Source organism: Legionella moravica DSM 19234, assembly GCF_000423305.1.
Lineage (GTDB): Bacteria > Pseudomonadota > Gammaproteobacteria > Legionellales > Legionellaceae > Legionella > Legionella moravica.
Window position 1 is genome coordinate 123,782 of sequence record NZ_KE384003.1, and the last position, 22,418, is coordinate 146,199.

Consider the following 22,418-nt stretch of genomic DNA (forward strand, 5'->3'; position numbering starts at 1 on the left):
CAAGATAAGGTCTATAGCAACAATAGGGTCAAGTGTTTTTTTAGGATAATGGTAAATATTTTTTATGTACAGGCAACAGGCACAGTAACTCATTAAAAAATCCTGGAGCCTCATTATTAGCCATGAGGCATATCATTTCGGGATTGGATGAACCTATCAGGTCCAGATCGCTGGATCTTTGAAATCGAGTGTACAAAGAATAAAGAGCTGTTAGTTTGACTATAAAATGAAACGGGTGACTGAATGCTTCTTATTTGGTTTTCATGGTGCAATCTAATCTTAATAATTGCTTAAGTATTCTATGTTATTCTTGCGCGGTAAAATTAACCTTACAGGAGTCCATAAAGATGGCTGAGATTATAAAACCGATATTAACTGGTAGACCTTTTGATTCAACAGCACATCGTTTTATTACAATGTTTCGACCTATTCAAGAGACCCCAACTAAACACTCCGACTTTGTTGCTTTTGTTGCAACTCCAGTTCTCGATTTTTTTGTATTAGATACAATTTTTGCTCTTGATGCATCCATTCGTATACTGAATGCTACAGCTTCTTTATTAAAAGCAGTTTATAACTGGACTTTGCATCAACAAGAAACCAGTAAGTTAATTGATAAAGCTACTGACAAGGAGCTCGACGATTTTAGCAGGAATGTCGATGGGATAATCAGCGCATTTGTCGCACAGATTTTTAATATGATTTTTAGTTTAGCGAGCCTTATAACTCGACCGATTGCCAGCATCATTGAAGCCTTGGATGGAGATGTAATCGAAGAGAGCGAATTGGCTCACCGTTTTTAGAAACAGTTAAAATGTTCCCTGCAATGTCTTGGTTTGCAGGGACATTTTGTTATCCCTTTAAAAAATTCAAACTACATATTTTGTTCACCTTTTTTGAAATAATAGTGTTTCAGCTTGCTGTTATTTAACCTGCACGCAAATCTGACTTTTCTCCAAGATTCCATAGTTGTGACCAAGAGACAGATGGGCGCACTGGGGGTAATGTTCGCGCCTGCAGGCAGTTTAGTAAGCATCTCCACAGTATGGTTGTAATCGATTAATACGGTGTCTGACATCTCGATATCCTTTTATAGCGGTAATCATCTGTAGCCCTCAGGACATCCGGGATGATTTTTTTAAGATAAAATGATCAAATAGAATACAGATGAATTATTAAGAGAACCTTAAAACGTGTGTTGAAGCAGGTACTGATTTGTCTTTCTCTAACTTCGATCAACGAGTCAATCGGTGTTTGAGGGAATAAATTTGTTGCACTATTTAATAGAAGGTTTTACTCTGATTTTTATATGAATTTTATTGATTACCTAAGTATCCCTTTAAACTGAGATATTATCTCGATTTTATACATGGAACGTTATGTGGATTGTACGGATTGCACTGACACGACCTTACACTTTTATTGTACTTGCTCTGTTATTGCTTATAATTGGGCCTCTGTCCATAATGCGGACCCCCACAGATATTTTTCCTGACATCAACATCCCTGTAATCAGTGTTATCTGGAGTTATGCAGAATTGCCTCCAGATGATATGGGTAATCGAATAACCAGCGTATTCGAACGGTCATTACCTACTACAGTTAATGATATTGAGCATATTGAATCTGAATCGTTGATAGGGGTCGGCGTAGTTAAGATTTTCTTTCAACCGGGGGTGAATATCGAGTTGGCTCTGAGCCAAGTGACCTCCATAGCACAAACGATATTGCGTTCCTTGCCACCGGGAACGCTGCCTCCTTTAATTTTGAATTATAAGGCATCAACTGTTCCCGTTTTGCAATTGGTTTTATCCAGTGACACCATCCCGGAGCAAGAACTGAATGATTTGGGCAATAATTTCATTCGTCCTCAATTAGCTCCTGTGGCAGGAGCTTCTTTGCCCTATCCTTATGGAGGGAAAGTACGCCAGGTACAAGTAGATTTGGATTTACAAGCCATGCAAACTTATGGGGTGTCACCATCAGAAGTTAATGCGGCTATTGAAGCACAAAATCTGATCATTCCATCGGGAACGCAAAAAATTGGTGATTATGAATACATTGTCAAGCTCAATAACAGTCCTCTCAAGGTAAACGATTTAAATGATATGCCTGTTAAATCGACCCCTGGCCGTGTGGTGTATGTTCGTGATGTTGCCCATGTTCGGGACGGTTTTGCACCACAAACCAACATAGTAAGGGTTGATGGCAAGCGCGCTGTAATGATGTCCGTTCAAAAAACTGGAAATGCTTCTACTTTAGGAATTATCAAGCAGATAAAAGCCTTATTGCCTAAAATTAAAGAGATTATGCCGGCTGGTTTAAAACTAGGGCAGTTTGCGGATCAATCGATATTTGTTACCGCTGCGATCCAGGGAGTTATTACTGAAGGGATTATTGCTGCATCCTTGACTGCTTTGATGATTTTAATTTTTCTTGGCAGTCTACGCAGCACTTTAATCATCAGCATATCCATTCCTCTGTCTATTATTGGTTCATTGACCATTCTTTCCGCATTGGGTGAAACGATTAACATTATGACTTTGGGGGGGCTGGCACTGGCGGTAGGTATTTTGGTTGATGATGCTACCGTTGCCATCGAAAACATAAACTGGAATCTGGAACAAGGTAAAGAGGTTGAAGAGGCTATATTAGATGGGGCGCACCAAATCGCCATTCCGGCATTAGTATCTACTCTGTGTATTAGCATCGTTTTTGTTCCCATGTTTTATCTAGGCGGAGTCGCTCAATACTTATTTGTGCCTCTGGCCGAAGCGGTTATTTTTGCGATGTTGATTTCTTATCTTTTATCACGAACGCTCATACCTACATTGGCAAAATATTTATTGCACAAGCATGATGCTAAAAAGAAAGAACAAGCTCAAAATTTTTTCGCGCGATTTCATCATCGATTTGAAAAGAAATTTGAAATTTTTCGGGAACATTACACTCACTTGCTGAGTAAGGCATTAAACAATGCCGCTGTTTTTGTCGGATCGTTTTTAGCATTTATAATTGCGTCCGTTGTTCTTTTATGGCCGTGGCTAGGTAGTAATTTTTTTCCTAACGTGGATGCTGGTCAGCTTAAGCTTCATATACGAGCTCCGACTGGAACTCGCGTTGAGGTGACCGCTCGTTATGTTGATAACATCGATAAGGTAATTCGAACTGTTATTCCTCCTCAGGAGCTGGATACCATCGTGGATAACATAGGTTTGCCTGTAAGTGGAATCAATTTATCCTACAGTAACTCTGCTCCGGTTGGTCCTGAAGATGCGGATATTTTGATTTCTTTAAAAGCGCAACATAAGTCGGTATTTGATTATCAGCGTCAATTAAGAAAAGTACTTAATGAACAATTCCCTGATGTATCCTTTGCTTTTTTACCTGCTGATATAGTGAACCAAACCATTAATTTCGGGCTTCCTTCTCCCATCGATATTCAAATCATTGGCTTAAAGCAAGATGAAAACAGAGCGTATGCAAAGAAGCTGATGCGACGATTAAAAAAAGTTCCTGGACTTGTGGATATAAGAGAACATCAAGCCATGAATTATCCTGAATTATTTGTTGATATTGATAGAAGTAAGGCAAAGGAGCTGGGAATAACTCAGCGGAATATTGCTACGAATTTATTGATCACTTTAGCAGGTAGTTTTCAAACGACGCCTACATTTTGGTTAAGTCCTCAAAATAATGTGTCTTATCCTATCGTAGTTCAGGCGCCGCAGTATGTGATGAATTCCTTGCAAGCTTTACGTAATATTATGATCGATGGAAACCCGGTCAGTGTGCAATCACCAACGCAACATCAGATTCTGGGAGCTTTGGGTACCATTACCCGTAAATGGACCTCTGTAGTTGAATCTCATTACAATGTCTCACCGGTCATTGATATTTTTGCAGCCACGCAGGATAGAGATTTAGGTTCTATCACACAGGACATTAACCGCATTCTTGCCGAGATGAGTAATGAAGTGCCATTAGGTTCAACCATATCAGTAAGAGGCCAGATTGATACCCAGAAACATGCGTTTGAAGGATTGTATTGGGGAATCGTTTTTTCTATTCTGTTAATTTATTTTCTGATCGTGATTAATTTTCAATCCTGGCTTGATCCCTTCATCATTATAACCGCTTTGCCGGCTGCAATTGCAGGTATAGCCTGGTTTTTATTTATTACCTGTACTACTTTGAGCGTTCCTGCGTTAACAGGAGCGATTATGTGTATGGGCGTAGCCACATCAAACAGTATTTTAATTATCAGCTTTGCCCGCCAACATTTATTAGAAACACATGATCCTTTAAAGGCTGCTCTGGAAGCAGGTCGGAATCGTATTCGTCCTGTTTTGATGACCGCTTCAGCAATGATCATCGGAATGATGCCCATGGCTCTGGGATTAGGGGATGGCGGAGAGCAAAATGCGCCATTAGGTCGTGCGGTCATTGGAGGGCTGTCATTTGCGACATTGGCAACTCTCTTTTTTGTACCTACTGTCTTTTATATGATTCATCATCGTCAATTGAAAGTGAAGCAAGGGAAAAAATAATGTTAAAAGGAATTAAAGTTCAATCACCCATTAACAAAAGAAACCCGCTCTTTGTGTTTTTGGTTTTATTTTTTATTCTTTTTTTTATCGTTATTGTTTACCGAGTGTATTCGGCTGTTATCTTACGCCAACAAACCAGAGCGGATGAGGTGAGTTGTGTAAAAGTACACATCACTTCTCCTCTTAGCGGGACGGAGCAGATTATTTTACCGGGTAATGTTCAGGCCTGGCATGACGCTACAATTTACGCGCGAACTAACGGGTACATTAAAAATTGGTACGTTGATATAGGAAGTCATGTAAAAAAGGGGGATTTACTCGCGGTAATTGAAACACCTGAACTGGATGCTCAACTGCGCCAGGCAGAGGCTGACTTGAATACGGCTATAGCGAATAATAAAATTGCCCAATCTACCGCGAAACGGTGGATGAATCTGGTAAAGTCCAATTCAGTTTCCAAACAGGAACGTGATGAAAAAGTAAGTGATGCTGCATCGAAATATGCTCTGGAGGTGGCAGCACGTGCTAATGTAGATCGCCTAAAAGATCTGGTGAGTTTCGAGAGAGTTACCGCACCTTTTGATGGTGTTATTACTTCCAGAACTACAGATATAGGCTCATTAATCAATGCGGGTAGCAGTGATACGGGCTTACCGTTATTTCAAATTGCGCAAACCAATCCATTACGAGTGTATGTAAAAATTCCACAGAATTACTCTTCGCGAATTACCCCTGATATGAAGGTCACTATGACTTTTGCTGAGCACCCGGGGCAAACGTTTCCTGCACAGTTAATTAAAACGGCACAGGCTATTGATCCTTCAACTCGAACTTTACTGGCTCAATTTAAAGCGGAAAATAACAATGAAGAACTGCTCGCGGGCAGTTATGCCGAGGTCACTTTTACATTCACTATTCCCAAAAATACATTTCGTCTGCCGGTAAACACACTCTTGTTCCAGGCACAAGGATTACAAATCGCTGTTGTTGATAATAATAATCGGGTTGTATTAAAGCCAATTACCATCAGTCGTGATTTTGGCGATGTAGTGGAGGTTGATGAGGGAATTAAGGCTGGAGAACGTATCATAATAAATCCGTCTGATTCCATTATTAATGGCGAACACGTTAGGGTTGTTTCATGAGCAAGATCATCGTTTGGGGTATTGTCATCTTCAGTCTGACCGGTTGTTCTTTTGCACCTAAAAATGAACGCCCATTTATGCCAGTTCCTGCACATTTCAAAGAAACAGGGACATGGGTTCCCGCCAAAACAGTGATGCCCTCTCCTAAGATCATGCCTTGGTGGGAGGTATATAATGATCCTGTACTGAATCAATTAGAACGATCAATTGATGTTTCGAATCAGGAATTGAAAAAGATTTATTTTCGCTACCAAGAGGCTGTTGCATTAGGGCAAGTAGCACGATCCGGATTGTTTCCCAGCATCAAGGGAACGCTCAATGCAAACAGACAACAGACTTCTATCACTATGGCGGATCCATCGGTAGTCCCTTTGTATAATAATTACATCATCGGTTCTCAGGTTAATTACGAACTCGATGTATGGGGGCGTATACGTAATGCAGTGGCTGCACAGAACAATACAATAAATGCAACAGAAGCTGAATTGGCAGCTGTTTCTTTAAGTTTACATGCTGAACTGGCCAGTGATTATTTTTCTCTAAGAGGTTGTGATGAATCACAACGGATTTTAGATGCTACTGTTGCAGCGTATCAAAAAGCACTGTATTTAAATAAAAAGCGATATGACGGTGGCGCCTCTCCAATCGAGGATGTCGATAATGCCGAAACTCAACTTGAAAATGCAAAGACCGCTGCTGCAGACATGCGTTTGAAACGAGCCCAGTTTGAACATGCAATAGCCATACTAATTGGTCGATTTCCAGCCGATTTTTCATTGGCTCCGGCTCAACTATCCCGCAAAATTGTTCAAGTCACTCCCGACCTTCCTTCCACTTTATTGGAACGAAGACCGGATATTGCTGCCGCTGAATTTCGCGTCTACGCTGCTAATGCCAAAATTGGTGTTGCACGAGCGGCATTTTTCCCTGTGCTGGATCTGACCGGGATCATTGGTTTTCAAAGTCAGAGCTTATCCAATCTTATTTCAAAGCCCAGTTTGATCTGGTCTTTAGGGCCAGTCAGCACGCTGGCTTTGGCTAAACCTCTTGTGGCTCAAACACTTTTTGAGGGAGGTAAGTTAGTAGGGTTGTTACAACATGCCAAGGCCAGCTATTTTGAAACGGTAGCAGATTACAGACAAACTGTATTAACGGCATTTCAGGAAGTAGAAGACAATCTGGTTGCCGTTAAACAGCTGGATCAGGAAATTCGGAGCCAAAAAGCGGCTGCTCAGGCAGCGAAACGTGCGTTAGTACAAGCAAACAATCGCTATTATGGCGGGATTACGACGTTTCTGGATGTAGTGGTAGTCGAAAATACTGCCTTACAAACCGAACTCGCTGCCGTTAACGTGCTGACCCGACGCCATATTGCCAGTGTTCAATTGATCAAGGCATTAGGCGGAGGGTGGGTGCATTTGAATAAAGTGAACTAGAAGCTGTCTCTTCTCCATTGTTGAGGCTGATCTTTTGTATCATTGGTACCATCGATGGTGTGTTCCGAAGCAGACGTAGAGGCTATTGCAAAAAATGTCGGGCTTTTGGGGACTGCTGTACGCTGTAATTGAGGTTTTGGGACAGACTCTTTGAGTTCATCTTGCTCCGCTTCTATTTGCTCAAATTCATGCATCACGAGTTCCCACTGAAGTAGCGCATCGGAGGGCACCTTTCGTTTATCGGGATCAAATTCAGTTAAGTCATCAAAAATCCTGGTTATTTTTTCTTTTAGTGATGGATTGAGTGGTATATGTTCGAATAAATAGGTCCATGTTCGGGTCAAATGAAACTCATAGAGCTCAGCAAAACTTGTAGAGGGCGTAGTATCTAAATCGAATAAATAGCCCCATATTTGCGCAATGGTAAGCCCTAATGCAAAGGAGTCTGCTTTGATTGTTCGGAAGTTATTATACAGAATTTCGGGAGCAAGGTATTGCAGAGAGCCGTGAACATCATCAGCCTCTTTGGGGTGATTCATCTCTTCTGCGAAAGAGTAATCAATGATGGTTGCATTCATCGTTTCAAGATTTATTATAATGTTTTCAGGTTTCAAGTCAGTGTGAATAATGTTCAAATCATGGATTTGCTCTTTAACCGCTTTTATAATAGTGTAAGTTAAATGTAACTTGTCCCTGACAGTGAGTGTTATCGTTCCCGCGTCTAGAGCTTCTAACAAATCAAACAAATCCACCTTTCCAGCATTTTTCATTACCAGGTAGCCCTGTTGGCTGTCCAAAACAGGCGTTTTACAGCGCAGAACCGGATTCATTTTGGTATAAGATCCTTCTCGTAAAATCAGTTCAGGAGTAAAAAGTTGTGTAATGGGGATGATTTTACATATTCTGGCTCTCTCGTTTTTTCTCCTTTTAAATGAATAATGATCTTCCGGAGCGAGTATACCTAAACATTTATAAAGATAACTAAATCCTCCTTTGATAGGGCTCATGTTTTTAAGAACCTCAATTCGAGACTCTGCATGATTGTTTTCTCGATGACGAAGCAATAATGAGTGGGTTAGATAGATTGAAACGGGTTTTTCGTTTAGTGTTACCTGATAGTAGCCACGAGGGAAGAATGGCGAATCAGATGTTTTTATTAAATTTGCAAGCAACTGTTCTGAAACGGGATCAGAATCTGTGGCGTTTAATAAAGTAGGATTAATCGTATAACCGGGCATTAACAACTCCTTTTGTTTTATAAATTAAGGGGGGAATTCATTTTAGCGCCCCCGCATCCTGGATTGGATCCTTTCGGCTCTCTTTTGGTTTTTGCGTTATAATGCTTAATTGCCAACAGACCCTGATAAAATCACTCTGTACATGACAAAAAATCTGTCTTGCCCGCACAGGCTGGCAACCATTCATCAAAATAAGCCGATGCCAAAGAGCCAGTGGGGATTATTGTTTTCCACATTTAAACCCTCTTTCAACTCGCTGACACACTCCATATCACCTTCTTTTGGTGTTCGAGATGATATGATTTTTAGTGTATGACAATGAGTTATCTCAACTTACTGCAGTGCCAATTGCCTAATGGTTGCCCGCTTGCGCGGGCAAGATAGGTTTTTTGTCATGTACAGAGATAAAATCAATTTTTTAGTAACTCTTTGGTGTCCTTTCAGGGTGAACAAGTTAATAAGGCATCGTGAACCATGCTATCTTTCTGTTCTTTAAAAAATAATAAATCAGGATTTTTTTCAAGTGGTAGTGAGGGAATAAACGTATTTATAGCTCCAAAATATTGTTCAGGGACATCCGATTCCATTGAATGATCTGATTGTTCAAAAATGATTAGTTTGGAGTTGGGTATTCCTTCAGCCATTTGTTTTGAATAGATTGGAGAGGTAATCCAATCTTCTTCACCTACCAAAATAAGCGTTGGGCATTGGACTGTGGATAATTGATCTTGAAAATCAAATCTCCAAACCTGAGTACGAAATCCTTGATTAAGCGCATCAAAACTATAAGGATATAATGGGGCAGGGCGATCTACTGGTTCATTGTGTCTTACTTTCCAGGAATAAAAAGGCTTCATGACCGCAAAATAATGGTCAGCTTCTTCCAGATTTTTAAAAGATCCACTCCATAAGGTCTCGCATACCTTAATTTGTTCTTCTGTGCCTTTTTCTAAAACATTCGCTTTCCCTGTTTCCAGAAAAGCATAGCTTGGTGCACCAGCTGCTAAAATTAAACGACTTACTTGATCTGGGTAGCGTATAGTAAAGCCAAGGGCATGCATTGCTCCACAGGATTTACCCAATACTATGACTTGATCCAGGTTTAATTCACGAATGATGTGGTGGATGTCGTCAATATTATTATCCATGGTGTAGGTCGAGGGATCACCTTTGGCACTTAAACCACATCCACGAGGATCGTAGTAAATGATATTGGCTTTCTCTTGCAGGCAATCGTAATCACTGTAGTTGGAGTGATTGGCTCCGGGGCCGCCTGGAATCATCAATAAATACGGTTTTGTTTTTAGTGATTCTTCATTTTCGTAGGTAATGTGGATGTAAATCGTTGTTTCAGGGACCGTACCTCGACTGGGTACCATAATGTGAGCTATTTTTTTCACAACAAACTCCTTGTTAAAACCTTTTTCTAATTGCTTGATGCTCAAGCTTTTGAATTGAGTAAATCATGAGGGCTAAGTTAAACGTTATGATTCTTCAAACAGCTTCAGCTCATTTTGTGACTTTCTCTAACCTGCTAACGTATATTAGAGCAGTTCGTTAGTTTCCGTAGGTGAGGTATAGGCAAAATGATTTTACAGATTTAAGAGCTGTTTATAACGTGATTTTGAAAATCTATCAAGCCATTATCATGGGCGAACCTCACATAGAGTTGTTGTATATGGGAAGTCATTCCAATTGGTGAGTTGACTCTTGATGTTGACACTAATCTCGGACATTGGCTCAAATAATCAGGGCGGAGCGGTGTTAAGAACACATCATTTATTCACACCGCCCGGGTATTTCAGTTTTTGTCATCCCATTCTATCTGCTTATCCTGAGATAATCGGAACTGATGTTTCTTGCGCAAGGTCTTGTTCTATTGTCTCAGGCTGTTCCTTTTGCTGTACTCGATCAAAAAAACCTATTCTCAGATTTAGGTTGTAATTGGTGTATGCCTGGTTAATGTAGCCGGCGAGAAGATCAAGTCTGATGGTTAATTTTTTCAGTAAGTCGTTTTCACTTTGGCTTAATTTGTAGTGTAATGAATCAATATGAAGAGCACACCTTGCTTTGTATGAATCAAATAGCTCTTTAGAACAGGATCCCTCCTGGAATAATTGTTCAAGTGCTGTTGTTTCTGTTGCAAGTGCAAGATATACAAAAGTGAGTAAATCTGCGACATCAGGGTTTTGTGATTCAGCAACAGTATGGATTTTTCTTTTCAATCCAGATAATTGTTCATGAATGGCGATTAGACTTTTAGGAGCTTGTATTGGTATTTCCTTTGCTGTTTCGTCTGGTACACTACTTGATGCTGCGCTTGCTGGTCCATGCGATGAGCGGCGAGATATCATCTGATTAAATACCTCCAAAGCATCAGTAACGACCATGCGATCACTGGGTTTTAAAGCAGACATTTTGGTAAGCGTTGTTCTGATTTGAGTCTTTTCTTCTTCAGTCAGACCCGGAAGGGTACCATTATGGAATAATCTGGAATAAGTGAAATAACCCGAATGTAATTTAAAAAACGCGTTTACCTCGCGCTCATTGCCAGGGGCGCAATAATGTCCTACATAATCACCCCAGATTAATGCCAAAACACGAGCAAGGGAATACACATCGCTCGCAGTTGATGCTTCATCCCCTTTAAATATTTCGGGAGCAACATACGCCGCTGTGCCGCAGTCCATGCCATCATAAAGGCCTATTGGTTTGGCATAACCGTAATCAATAAAATATGCTCTCGGTGGCTGAGTCATTGAGATGATAATATTTTCCGGTTTAATGTCTCTATGAACCCAACCCGGTTTTAACACTTGATCGACATATGCCTCTAAAACAGCATAACTGAAGTCAAATCGTTGCTCTAAAGTCAGGATGGTCTTTTTACTGGCATCACCCTCAATAGAATAGTACAATTCCTTGCCGGGTACTTGGCGCATGGTTGTGTAGGTGTAGGGTGATTTCATAACCAACGGTTTTCCACTTAGGTGTGGAAGAGTTTCCAGTATGATGGCTTCTTGTTCGATGAATGCAGACGCACGATGTGACGATTTAGACATGAGAATAAAATCTTGAATTTTGACCAGGCGCTTTTTGCCAGGTTGTTTGATTTTTAGTTCTGTTTGATGATTATTATCGACGGCCAGGGTAGCATAAGAGGGATAAATTTGTGTCGACCGACTTTTTACAAGGGCTGTGTTGTCCAAAATCTCATAGCGATATCCCGTTCTTCTGATTCCCGAACTCTCTTTTTTGCGGTCTCTTTGTACGATGTGGTGGGTTAGTTTAAGAGAATAATTTTGTCCCAGATCGTGTTCTGTCTCTTTTTCCCATACCTGTTTTTGGGGAAAACGCTGAAGCAAAGCAATAAAAACATCCATTTGTTCGGGCGACAATAGAGTTGGATTCACAGTCAAAATTGGCATAATAGCTTACCATCTGGTTAAAACGGCTTATATCATAACACAAAATGGTTGTTTGTGACTCAAAAGTGGTCACTTGGTTTTTTTATGAGTCTTTTTTGGGGGGGAGGGTGTTGAAGCAGAGATTAAGGTATGCTCTTTATTCGACGGTATCTCTTTGGACATTATGTTGTAATCATCGTTCTACTTCAACGGAGGGGCAGTGGCTTGCTGAAATAAACCACCAGGGTTTCATCACGCCCATTTTCTGAAAATCCATCCAGCCATTATCATGGGCGAACTTCATGTATAGTAGTGATGTATGGGAAGCAGTTCCAATTGGTGAGTTGACCTTTGATATTGATACTAATCTCGGACATTTGCTCCAATAAGCCAGGAGGAGCTGTATTCAAGAAGCATAACTTGTTGATCCCATCAATCGTAATAAACAAGTTTTTGCCATTGGGGCTTGCTGCAAGGTTGAGAGGCCAATAATAAATATCATTTTTGTATTCTAATGGAAGTGGTTGACCTCTGATAATAAGCGTTGCAGCGAACGCATTAAGATACAGGCACATAAAAATAAGAAATAGAGTCTTTTTCATCATCATAGATCCATATAATGGAGATATCTGTTCAGGAACCTGGTTAAAATCTGTCTGATTTTCGTTATTATTATTTATGATAGACCATTATCAGCCATTATATTTTCGTGAGCTATGAGCTCAGGAAGGTAATGGGGCTTCAAAATCAATTGAATCTGTTCTTAATCGAGTTCTACAAATATCAGTGAAATAAATGCATTGAAATCGACCCAAAAAAACTCTTTTTGACATTAATGCACATTTACTGTCTATAATTTAATCATGCATTGATTAAACTGAAAGGCATTATGGTCAGAAAAAAATTGATGATTCAGGAAAAAGCGGTAATCGCCACTATGAATCGAGACAATCCTGTTGGAGAAGCACTTACTGCCAATGATCCCATACCAGCTGCGCCAATGCCCGATAATGAGCGCAAAAATATGGTTGAACGGTTAGAACGGAGTATTCATGAGTTAATGGATGATGCTGAAAGTTCATATCAAGATAATTGCCGGATTTCGGGAACTTCGGATGTAGATCCTGATTATGTGATGCGTCTTAGTACTAACGAGTTCTTTTTTTATACGAAAGAACCGCTGACTTTAACTGAATTTGAAGCGTTGCAAAATAAAATAAGTGAAAAAGCAAAAACATGTTCACCAGGTGTACAGTTGATACTGGGATCTTTTGCTGTCCAAACAGATGACGGCAAAGTAATGAACGTGATTCCTCATATTACTTGTGGCAATACACCAAATGTTCAGTTAATTGTCAAAAGTAATACTTCAACTCTGGATGTTCGGTATAAAATTCCGGATGGACGTGGTGACACGAACACTCTACCGGTACTGGATAAAACTCAACCCGATGTTACTATGCCTCAAATTATGATTAATGGTGTGGCAACGGAATTCAGTTTTAATAATATAGTACGCTGCAAAACTCCAGGTGGTTCCCCATTTCTAACAGCAGTTGATGTGTGTCTGGATCATGTTCGTGGAGTTGCGAGGAGCAATTACTTTGATCTGGTAAAGAAAAATCCTGAACTAACAAAGCAGCCTGTCTCACACGTTGTTGTGTCTAATTGTGTTCGCATTAATGCCAAACAAAGTATTGGGCCTAACATGATGCATGTTGATCCGCGTTGTTCACCAGTAGAATGTAAAAAAAATGTGTCACAGCAAGCAGGCTCATTCAGGTTGCTTCCCTTTGGAAATGATTCGTGTAAAGTGTTTGATGTGGCACGTACACCCCTTGAATACCTTCTGGATTTTGTAAAGAACCGCTATGCCTACAAAACTACAGATCCCTCAAGCGGACGAGATCATCAATCCTATACAGTCTCTCTTGATAAGGTTAAGTTTCAAAAATCTGATACCAGCATGGAGTATGAAAATTTTAAATCCAAATATCAGGCTTATAAGGGAGATCATTTAAAAACACAAATTTTAGAAGATCTGAAAATTCGAATTCAGGAGGCATCTACTAAAGAAGAATTAAACGATTTAAAAAAGGAGTTAAAAACATCCTTTGAGACCGATGTGCTTAATACAGCTCAAGGTTGGTTTACTCAAAATTTTGGATTAAAAACATCCTCAATAAAAGCTTTAGAAAGCATGATTGAACAACAAGAAACATATTTGAACGCTAGTGATGCCAAGCCATCAACGTAAACTAGCGACACATAAATGTATAGGCTATGCTGGGGTCTGTTGACCATTAATCGGGGTAAAGCTCGGGAAGTAGGAACAAATAGATGAAATGTCAACAGGCCCTGGTATTATGATGAGAACTATTGCAAGAGTTTAACTGGATTGGAGGGGTTATGAGGCCAGAGATATTAAAAAAGATTACTGGAAATACACATCATACTAAAGTGAATCTGGCAAATTTAGACATTAATGATGAGGAACTTTTAGAAGTACTCAATACATTAAAACAGCTCAATCCTGATGTTTCTGTGATTGATTTGGATAATAATCATCTTGGCGACAAAGGTGCTCAAATTTTGTATGAGCAGTTGCGTCAATTCAATAATATCAAGGAGATCGGCCTACAGTATAATGAGATTGGCAAGGAAGGTGCTCTTGTGTTATTTCGGTTAAAACAGATATTTTCTTCACTTGATATTTTGTTCCACGGAAATAAAATTTCAGATGTTGGCGAAATGGATGAAATTGAACAATTAGCTATGACCGAATCGCTGCGGCCATAAGATACTGCATACATTTGAATATTGAGTGATTTTGGGCTGTATTAAGTATCAATGGGATTAAGCCATGAGATTTTTTTGCAGTGGTAAGCTGAATAAGGAAGTATCAATTGACTGTCTCCCATATCATTTTCAGTGAACATATATCCTAAAATAAGAAGTCTCCTATCCTTAGCCAACAGAGCGAGGAAATTCCTCCAAAACTGAAGAGTATTGTGCATTGCGTTGTAATAATTTTTCTACTTCATCAGGGGGTAGTGGCTTGCTGAAATAAAACCCTTGAGTTTCATCACACCCATTTTCTTTTAAAAACTCAAACTCTTCCTGAGTTTCTACTCCCTCAGCGATGGTTTTTATGTTTAATGTACGAGCCATTTGAAGAATGGCTTTGCAAACAGCTGCTTTTCTTTTATTTTTATTTACGTCCTTAATAAATGAGATGTCCAGTTTAAGATTTGATATTTTAAATTTATTTAAGTAAGTAAATGACGAGTAGCCGGTACCAAAATCATCAATAGAGATACTTACACCCATCTCGGTCAGGATTTTATTAAATCGAAGCATCACATCTGTTTGTTGCATCAATACGGTTTCAGTAATTTCAAATATAAGACCACCCGGAGGTAGCTCTAATTGTTTCATAATTTTTTTGGTCAGATCTAATAACCTATCGCTTAATTGATGGACTGAAATATTTATATCCATGCTTTGCAGGCCGTATTTTTGCCACTCTTTGAATTGTTTGCTGGCTGTTTCTAAAACCCATTCACCCATTGTTACGATTAAATCAGAACGTTCCGCTATGGGAATAAACTCTTCTGGATTAATAATTTCCCCTTTATCATTTTTCCAGCGAATTAACGCCTCCATTCCATTAATTGCCTGGGTTTTGGTATCTACGATGGGTTGATAGTACAAAATAAATTGATTATTCTGGATTCCATGGTGCATTTCCGCTTCCATTTCTCCTTTTTTCTTTTCTAAATCTCTTAATTCTTGTAGTGCAAATTGAATGTTGTTTCTGCCTATGTTTTTGGCTTGATACATAGCAAAATCAGCTTGCTCAACCAGAGTGTTAACTTCTGTGCCATCAAATGGATATAGACTGATGCCTATGCTTGCCGTAAGGTAAAATTCTTTTTTATCGATACTAAATGGTTTTGTAATCGCCTTTTGAATTTTTTTCGTAGCAGCAGTAATCTCATGTCTCGATTTAATCAATGGGACGATAATATAAAATTCATTTGCGCCAAATCGCGCGACTAGGTCAATATTGTTGCGTGTTATTTTTAGCAGCCGTTTCCCCACTTCTTTGATTAATAAATTGGCTTTTAAATGGCCTATGGTGTTATTGATGCGTTTAAAATTATCCAGATCGAGATCAATGACCGCAACAATTGTGTTTGTATTACGTGCATTTTCAATGGCATTATTTAAGAAAAGTTTCGCTAAGACTGCGTTTGGAAGATTCGTTAGTGAATCATGTCGAGCGATATAAACATTGGCTCGGTTTGATTTCTCCAGTTTGTTGCGTATCTGTTCTTGTTCAATGGTTCTATCGTTCAGTTTATGTGCCATTTCATTAAACGATTTAATCAGTTGACCCATTTCGTCATTTCGATGAGCATTGATTTTAAAATCCAAATCCCCCATTCCAATACTTTTAATTCCTTCATTGAGCATTAAAAGGGGGGTATAAATTTTTCTTTTTAAGATAAATAAAACTAAAAAGCAAAGAACAACCAGAGTTAAAACGGAGCACATTACAATCAAATAAACCAGTTCCAGGGTATTTTTGATGTTCTTTTGATTGATTTCGTTTAATCGATAAGCATCTGACATGATTGATTCGCTAAGTCTCGTTAGCGGTAATTTAAATTTATTGAGTACTATTTGACTAGAGGCATTACCTTTGATTTGCGCTGTATTGCTCTGCTCAAAAACAATTAACTCAGAAAGTAATTTATTTTTAGCGACATTATCTTCACGCATACTCGCAAGAATCTCTTGTTCTTCTTGTGTGTCAAATGCATCTGACTGAAGTAGTTTGACTGTTATCTCATACATGAGTTGCCACAGGATAATATTTTCGGGCTGATGGTCATTGATGTAATTACTGATAATTTTTTCCCGTTGGCTGATCACTTTGACGATTTCGTTTGCTAAATTGCCTTTTGTTATCATCCGATCCAGGTCGTTTTTTTGGAACATTATAAGACTAATAAGACTAGTAGATATCAATACCGACAATAAAAAAAATAGGTGTAACAACGTTTTGATTTTCATTTATTTACCTGGTATTTTTGATACGGTATAAAAGTATGATTTTTTATTATCTTGAATATAGTGGGTTTATTCGTCGCGCCACTTGGATTAATCGTAATCGTTCCACTTACACCTTGATAATTGCTGATTTGGTGCAAATAGTTTGCCATACAATCCCGGTCGTTTTTACATGCCAGATAGCTATCGACAGACAGTACTACATCATCGTATACATTAGTAACCAACACATTAGGTTCTGCACCAAATTTTCGAATATAACGCCTTTCAAAATCGTTCATAATGGGTGTTTTTTCATTCAATTCTGAAGAGGAGAACATCACTCCTTCGGCTGCATCACCAGCATAATTTATCACGGTAGGATCTTCAGTTTCGTAGTTCCCTAAAATGGGGACGTTAATGTTGGCTTGCCTTACTTCTTTAATAAACATTGCTAGAGGCAGTCCAAAGTGAGCGGTGATGATGATGTCAGGTTTCAATAATTTGATTTGGCTAATCATCGACTTAAATTGCTTGCCATCAGGAGCGTTAGGAAAACTTCCCACGACATCTCCTCCGCAATGATTAAAATCAAAAGTAAAATATTTATCATAATCATGCCCAAAAGGGGTATCCAGGAACATAGTAACCGCTCGTCTGGCTCCCAACTCTTTGAAGGCGAACTGTGAAAGGCGTTGGGCTTCATTCTTTACCTCAACATTGGTAGAAAAAGCATATTGCAGATTTAAAGCCTGATCAGGATTAGCTGCTGTATTAAAGGTAATGATTTTATTCCCTTCAGTTACGGGCAAAATAGGCAGATGTCCAAACAGGCAAAACGATGCTGCGATAATTGGAACTTGATCATGGGAAAACTTTTGAACCGCTGGAATAGACTCTTTAGCAAAGCAACCATTTTGATAATCAAAATCGAGAACTACCTGCCCTTTGTATTTGGCATCGATGTCTTCTTTTGCAAGCTCCATGCCTCGTATCATCATTTTGCGATTTTCAGCCAGATCACCGTTTTCAGCAGGCAACAATGCCCCGATTTTAATTACTATGGTAGGGGATTGGCTGGTATAATAGCACCAAATCCATAGAACTCCCGCACAAGCGGCAGAACAAATTAATAAGACAGCCATCTTTCTTGATGCTGGCATATTTTGTCTCCAAAAAATGCATCCTATTTGACACAATACCACTGTATCTGGCCATCACCAATATCACTCAACTTTGAAACTGCAGTTTATGATGGGTATTCTATTTTTAAGTATAGTAAATTGTTTCAATATTTATTGAAGTTCTCTGATTAAATCATGAGATTTATCTGTCTAGCCAAGCCACGTTGAGTTGTGGTCATTAACAAATTATTCGAGCTAATAACCAGGAGTGTATGCCTTGGATAGAATATCGAAGAAAATAATGGACAGCATGAAAAGAATCGCAGCATGGAGAAGGGGGGCAGCAAATAAGCACGAGACATGGCTAAAAAACGTTCCTTATTATTTCATTTATGGCAGTGATTATGACCTAACACCCTCCAGGCTTGTTATGTATTTTTAACAGATAAGTACTATACTCCCTAGTAAAGAGCCGCAAACTGAAGGATCTGAAATGCCATGTGAAAAATGTGACTCATTGAGTAGTTATGAACTATCTGGTCAATACAAGTTGCTTATTTCTGCGCCGAGGGGCCATAGTGCAACGAAGCTTCTTAATCAGTTGTTGGATAATAAGTACAATCTCCATAAAGATGATAATGTAATTTCTTTATTTTTTTCTGCCAATGAAGCCTCACAACTGGGTCAAATTATTAATACCAGTTTTTCACAAGTTGAGCTAGAAGACTCTAAGGCATTGCTGATTCCTGCTCTAGAGGCGAATTCCGGGGTAGATATAGTCTTAAATCACAGCTATTCTTTGGCTAAATTAGTCGGATTGCTTTTGTCGCAATGGTTGGTCGATCTCATCAAAAAGGGGTCCTTGACCACCTTTTGTCAGCCTATTGTTCAGAAAGACACACTGGAACCCTATGGATTCGAATGTTTATTAAGAGGCAGCATAAACGGCAGCATCATTCCACCGTCCGATATTTTTAATGCTGCTAAAACCAGTGATATGCTTTTTTTGTTGGATAAAAGAGCGCGAATTACTCATATTGAAAATATGAATAAAGTGAATATTGGAAAAAAGATATTCATTAACTTTAATCCAACTGCAATTTATGATCCCTTTTATTGCTTGACTACAACCAATCATGCTTTAAAAAAGACGTCTTTAGATCCATCCCAAATTGTTTTTGAAGTAATCGAAAGTGAACAAGTTAATGATAAAAAGCATTTATTAAGCATCATGGAATTCTATCGAAAACAAGGATATGGTGTTGCATTAGATGATTTAGGTTCAGGCTATAGCTCATTAAACCTTTTATCCGATCTTAAGCCAGATTATGTTAAGTTGGACCAGGAACTTGTAAGAAACATTCACACAAACCAATTTAAGCAAGTGATTTTGGAAAATATATGTTCAATGGCCAATAAACTGCGCATTAAAATTATTTGTGAGGGCATTGAATCGGAAGAGGAATACGCTGTCATCAAAAAATACGACGTTGATTTTTACCAGGGGTTTTTATTTGCCAAGCCTATGCCTTATGAACAATTAGCTCAATATCTAAAAGATAGAAATCGTTAAAATAAGGATAGTGATGGATATTGAAGCGGCAAAAATCAAATTGATTAATAAAACCAATGACATAGTAATTATAACCCGCTCTGATCCTATCGATGCGCCTTATGGGCCAGAAATAGTCTGGGTGAATGAGGCGTTTTTGAAGGTCACTAAATACACTATTAATGAGGTTGTCGGCAAAACTCCCCGTATCCTGCAAGGAAAGGAAACCAGCAAAGATACCCTTTTGCAAATCAAAAACGCCATAAAGAAGCAAAATAATATCAATGTCGAATTATTAAATTATGACAAATATGGGGTTCCTTACTGGATAAATTTTTCTATTATTTACATTCATGATGATCAGGGTAAACTTTGTTATCTGGGAGCAATAGAACGAGATATCACGGATATTAAAAATTTAAATCTGAAATTGTCAGAAAAAGTGATTACCGATCCATTAACACAGGTCTTTAACAGAGAAAGTTTTTATGTGTCTGGCAGTGAGGCTCTCAAGCACTTCAAGCAGTATAATGAGGCTGTCGGATTATTGTTTTTTGATATTGATAATTTTAAGTCATTTAATGATACCTATGGTCATATTGCTGGGGATAAACTATTACAATCCGTTGCACAAGCAGCTCAAAAATTAGTACGCCAAACGGATAAAGTATACCGATATGGCGGTGATGAGTTCGCAATTATTTTTTCAGGTATCAATAAACAATCCCTCCAAATCAAAGCTGAAGAATTAATAACTGCTTTGGCTAAACAAAAGATATCTATTAGTGTAGGGGGATCACTCTCAAAACTCAGTGATACAACTATTGAAGAAATAGTTGAACGTGCAGACTTCGGCTTGTATAAAATTAAAAGAGCACGTAAAGGCAGCATTTGTATCGTTTAATTAGTGTCTGCTGAACATTCTTCTCCTAACCTACATTCCGCACCATATTTGGCCTTGATAGCAGATTTCCAGATCCCGTGGATAATTCACATAGCAGTCTGGTTGATTGCGACTGTCTCTTGATCACATCTTTGTCCACACTCAGCGGCTCTGATCGCGGATTCAAGATCTAAGTGCTAACACATCGGATCCCCCTGTCACAGCGGCGGGAATTCGCTGAGATGTGAGCTCATGCTGTATTTCGAATTTCAGCGGTTGTGAGCACGGAATCAGCATATTGGCAAATGAAATTCGCTATGGATTTCTAAAGACTTAACAAAATTGATGTCGTGACTGACCAGAATTATGGAACCCTGATATTGTTTTAAGGCGTTGATGAGTAATTCTTTAGATGCCAGATCAAGATGGTTATCCGGCTCATCAAGAAGAAGCAGGGAAGGGGAATTACGACCGCTGAATAATACTGCAAGCGCCAGTTTTAGGGTTTCTCCTCCACTCAAGGTAGATACAGGCTGCAGCGCCGATTCTCTTCGTAAGCGTAATTGAGCCAGTACCGTTCTGTATTCTGCTTCACTCAAACCAGGAGATAAACGTGAAAAATTATTCAATACACTGTCTTCCTGATTGAGAAAAGTAAAGTGCTGATCGAGAAAAGCTGCATCTTTAGGTCTCATGACCGAGCCTGATTTGGGCTGGACAGTACCCTGTATGATTTTTAATAAAGTAGATTTTCCAGCTCCGTTATCGCCAGATAACCATAAATGTTCGCCGCAAGCGAGTTGTAAACTAATGGGCTTGTTATAGCCGTGAGGCAAAATAAGCTCATCCAGAATTACATGTTGTTTGCTGTGTGACTCAACCGGGGAGACCCTGAATGCTTGAGGTTTTAGTTCAATTAACTCCTGTTTTGCAGCTGCATAGGCTTTACTTGCGTCGTTGACCCGTTTTTCATTCAAGCCTGCAATTCTTGCGCCTGTTGCTTCGCTGGTGGCTTTCTTCTTATCTAAAATCAATTTGGCTTGATTCGTATTTTGCCTATCCTTATGTGCTTTATTTTGTTTTGCCTGGAGCGTTTCCTGATTTTTTTGTTTTGCTTTTAAACTTTCTGCTAAAACATGCTGAGTTTGGGCTACTTTTCTTTCTACTTCTAACTCCAATTGTTTTTTGGAGGCAAGATAATCTTCCCATCCTCCCTGATAACGATGGAGCCCTTTAGCATTCAATTCCAGAATGATGTCGCTTTGCTTCAACAGAGTTAAATCATGGCTAATAATTAGGCAGGCAGGGTTTAATTTTATCCATTGCAATAACCAGTCTCTGCTCGCTCTGTCGAGATGGTTGGATGGTTCGTCAAGGATATAAAAGTCACAATTCTGCCGTTCCAGATGCAATAAATTGAGACGGGTTCGCATCCCACCACTTAATGAGACATAAGGCTCGCTAATTATTGTATCTGGTAAGCCATACGCATTAAATTGTTTTTCAAGAACGGCCTTGATATCCCAATTGTTTTCCAGAAGTTCATAATCTGTTTCAGACAGACTCCCTTCTTCACAACGTTGCAAGGCTCGCAGGATTGAGTCTATATTTAATTTTTCCGCAACGGTACCTGAGAAAGGAGTCAATTCTTGATTTAGATAGCCCACGATACCAAAATGAGTTACCTGACTTGATTGGTGCGCCAGTGTGTTAGCCAAAGTGGATTTGCCACAGCCATTTTCACCCACCAGAAAATGGGTAGTATCAGTTAAGAAAACGTCCAAATCTGCATAGAGCGGATTGGGTTTATGTGCTGGATGAAAACCAAGCCCTTTTGCTTCAATCATTAATTTCGACATTTATGTCGCCTTGAGAGTATGCACAGTTGATACAATGCGATAACCGGCTTTAACGAATTCAATATATTTAACCTGAAATATGATGAATAATAAAGTTATCGCTTGGCTGGTATAGAATCGGGAATTCCTTGTGTTCTTTCTAAAGCTGCCATCTAACCTAAAGGTT

At 39.1% G+C, this 22,418-nt stretch carries 14 protein-coding genes; 8 read left to right on the top strand and 6 right to left on the bottom strand.

Translation table 11 applies throughout. From position 1 onward, the window contains the following. Positions 1-347: 347 nt before the first annotated feature. The 4 genes from G543_RS0115410 (at position 348) to G543_RS0115430 (ending at position 7,131) form a co-directional block, all read left to right on the top strand. Complete coding sequence (locus tag G543_RS0115410; RefSeq protein WP_028385320.1) at positions 348-803, top strand: hypothetical protein; 456 nt, start codon at positions 348-350, stop codon at positions 801-803. A 576-nt stretch (positions 804-1,379) separates the two neighbouring features. Then, entirely contained in the window at positions 1,380-4,550 is a 3,171-nt protein-coding gene (locus tag G543_RS0115420) for an efflux RND transporter permease subunit (protein ID WP_028385322.1), read from the top strand. Continuing rightward, positions 4,550-5,695, top strand: a complete 1,146-nt coding sequence (locus tag G543_RS0115425; RefSeq protein WP_028385323.1) for an efflux RND transporter periplasmic adaptor subunit — start codon at positions 4,550-4,552, stop codon at positions 5,693-5,695. The genes G543_RS0115420 and G543_RS0115425 overlap by 1 nt, the downstream gene beginning before the upstream one ends. After that, on the top strand, positions 5,692-7,131 hold the full coding sequence (locus tag G543_RS0115430; RefSeq protein ID WP_028385324.1) for an efflux transporter outer membrane subunit: 1,440 nt from the start codon (positions 5,692-5,694) through the stop codon (positions 7,129-7,131). The genes G543_RS0115425 and G543_RS0115430 overlap by 4 nt, the downstream gene beginning before the upstream one ends. Here G543_RS0115430 and G543_RS0115435 read toward each other — a convergent pair. The 3 genes from G543_RS0115435 to G543_RS0115445 all read right to left on the bottom strand — a co-directional run bounded on the left by G543_RS0115435 (position 7,128) and on the right by G543_RS0115445 (position 11,797). Beyond that, a complete protein-coding gene (locus tag G543_RS0115435; protein ID WP_028385325.1) occupies positions 7,128-8,369 on the bottom strand; it encodes a protein kinase domain-containing protein in 1,242 nt (413 codons plus the stop codon). The two genes, G543_RS0115430 and G543_RS0115435, sit on opposite strands and share 4 nt — an antisense overlap. 440 nt (positions 8,370-8,809) lie before the next feature. Further along, positions 8,810-9,769, bottom strand: coding sequence for an alpha/beta fold hydrolase (locus G543_RS18125; protein WP_051190741.1), 960 nt, complete (start codon positions 9,767-9,769; stop codon positions 8,810-8,812). A 429-nt stretch (positions 9,770-10,198) separates the two neighbouring features. Next, a complete protein-coding gene (locus G543_RS0115445; protein WP_028385326.1) occupies positions 10,199-11,797 on the bottom strand; it encodes a protein kinase domain-containing protein in 1,599 nt (532 codons plus the stop codon). An 868-nt stretch (positions 11,798-12,665) separates the two neighbouring features. Here G543_RS0115445 and G543_RS0115455 point away from each other — a divergent pair. Further along, positions 12,666-14,033, top strand: a complete 1,368-nt coding sequence (locus G543_RS0115455; protein WP_028385328.1) for a hypothetical protein — start codon at positions 12,666-12,668, stop codon at positions 14,031-14,033. Positions 14,034-14,185: 152 nt separating this feature from the next. Next, entirely contained in the window at positions 14,186-14,575 is a 390-nt protein-coding gene (locus G543_RS0115460) for a leucine-rich repeat domain-containing protein (protein ID WP_028385329.1), read from the top strand. A 168-nt stretch (positions 14,576-14,743) separates the two neighbouring features. Here the strand turns inward: G543_RS0115460 and G543_RS18520 are convergent, their stop codons facing one another. Together G543_RS18520 and G543_RS0115470 are read right to left on the bottom strand one after the other, a co-directional pair. After that, a complete protein-coding gene (locus tag G543_RS18520) occupies positions 14,744-16,756 on the bottom strand; it encodes a GGDEF domain-containing phosphodiesterase (RefSeq protein WP_162145899.1) in 2,013 nt (670 codons plus the stop codon). A gap of 98 nt (positions 16,757-16,854) precedes the next feature. Then, complete coding sequence (locus G543_RS0115470) at positions 16,855-17,997, bottom strand: ABC transporter substrate-binding protein (RefSeq protein WP_028385330.1); 1,143 nt, start codon at positions 17,995-17,997, stop codon at positions 16,855-16,857. A 454-nt stretch (positions 17,998-18,451) separates the two neighbouring features. On the opposite strand from G543_RS0115470, the gene G543_RS0115480 reads away from it, so the two are divergent. Together G543_RS0115480 and G543_RS0115485 are read left to right on the top strand one after the other, a co-directional pair. Further along, positions 18,452-19,531, top strand: a complete 1,080-nt coding sequence (locus tag G543_RS0115480) for an EAL domain-containing protein (RefSeq protein WP_028385331.1) — start codon at positions 18,452-18,454, stop codon at positions 19,529-19,531. Positions 19,532-19,571: 40 nt separating this feature from the next. Next, a complete protein-coding gene (locus tag G543_RS0115485) occupies positions 19,572-20,414 on the top strand; it encodes a diguanylate cyclase (protein WP_242602586.1) in 843 nt (280 codons plus the stop codon). Between the two features lie 269 nt (positions 20,415-20,683). Here G543_RS0115485 and G543_RS18135 read toward each other — a convergent pair whose 3' ends face one another. Next, positions 20,684-22,252: an ATP-binding cassette domain-containing protein gene (locus G543_RS18135; protein ID WP_051190743.1), complete on the bottom strand. Its 1,569-nt coding sequence runs from the start codon at positions 22,250-22,252 to the stop codon at positions 20,684-20,686. Positions 22,253-22,418 lie beyond the last annotated feature (166 nt).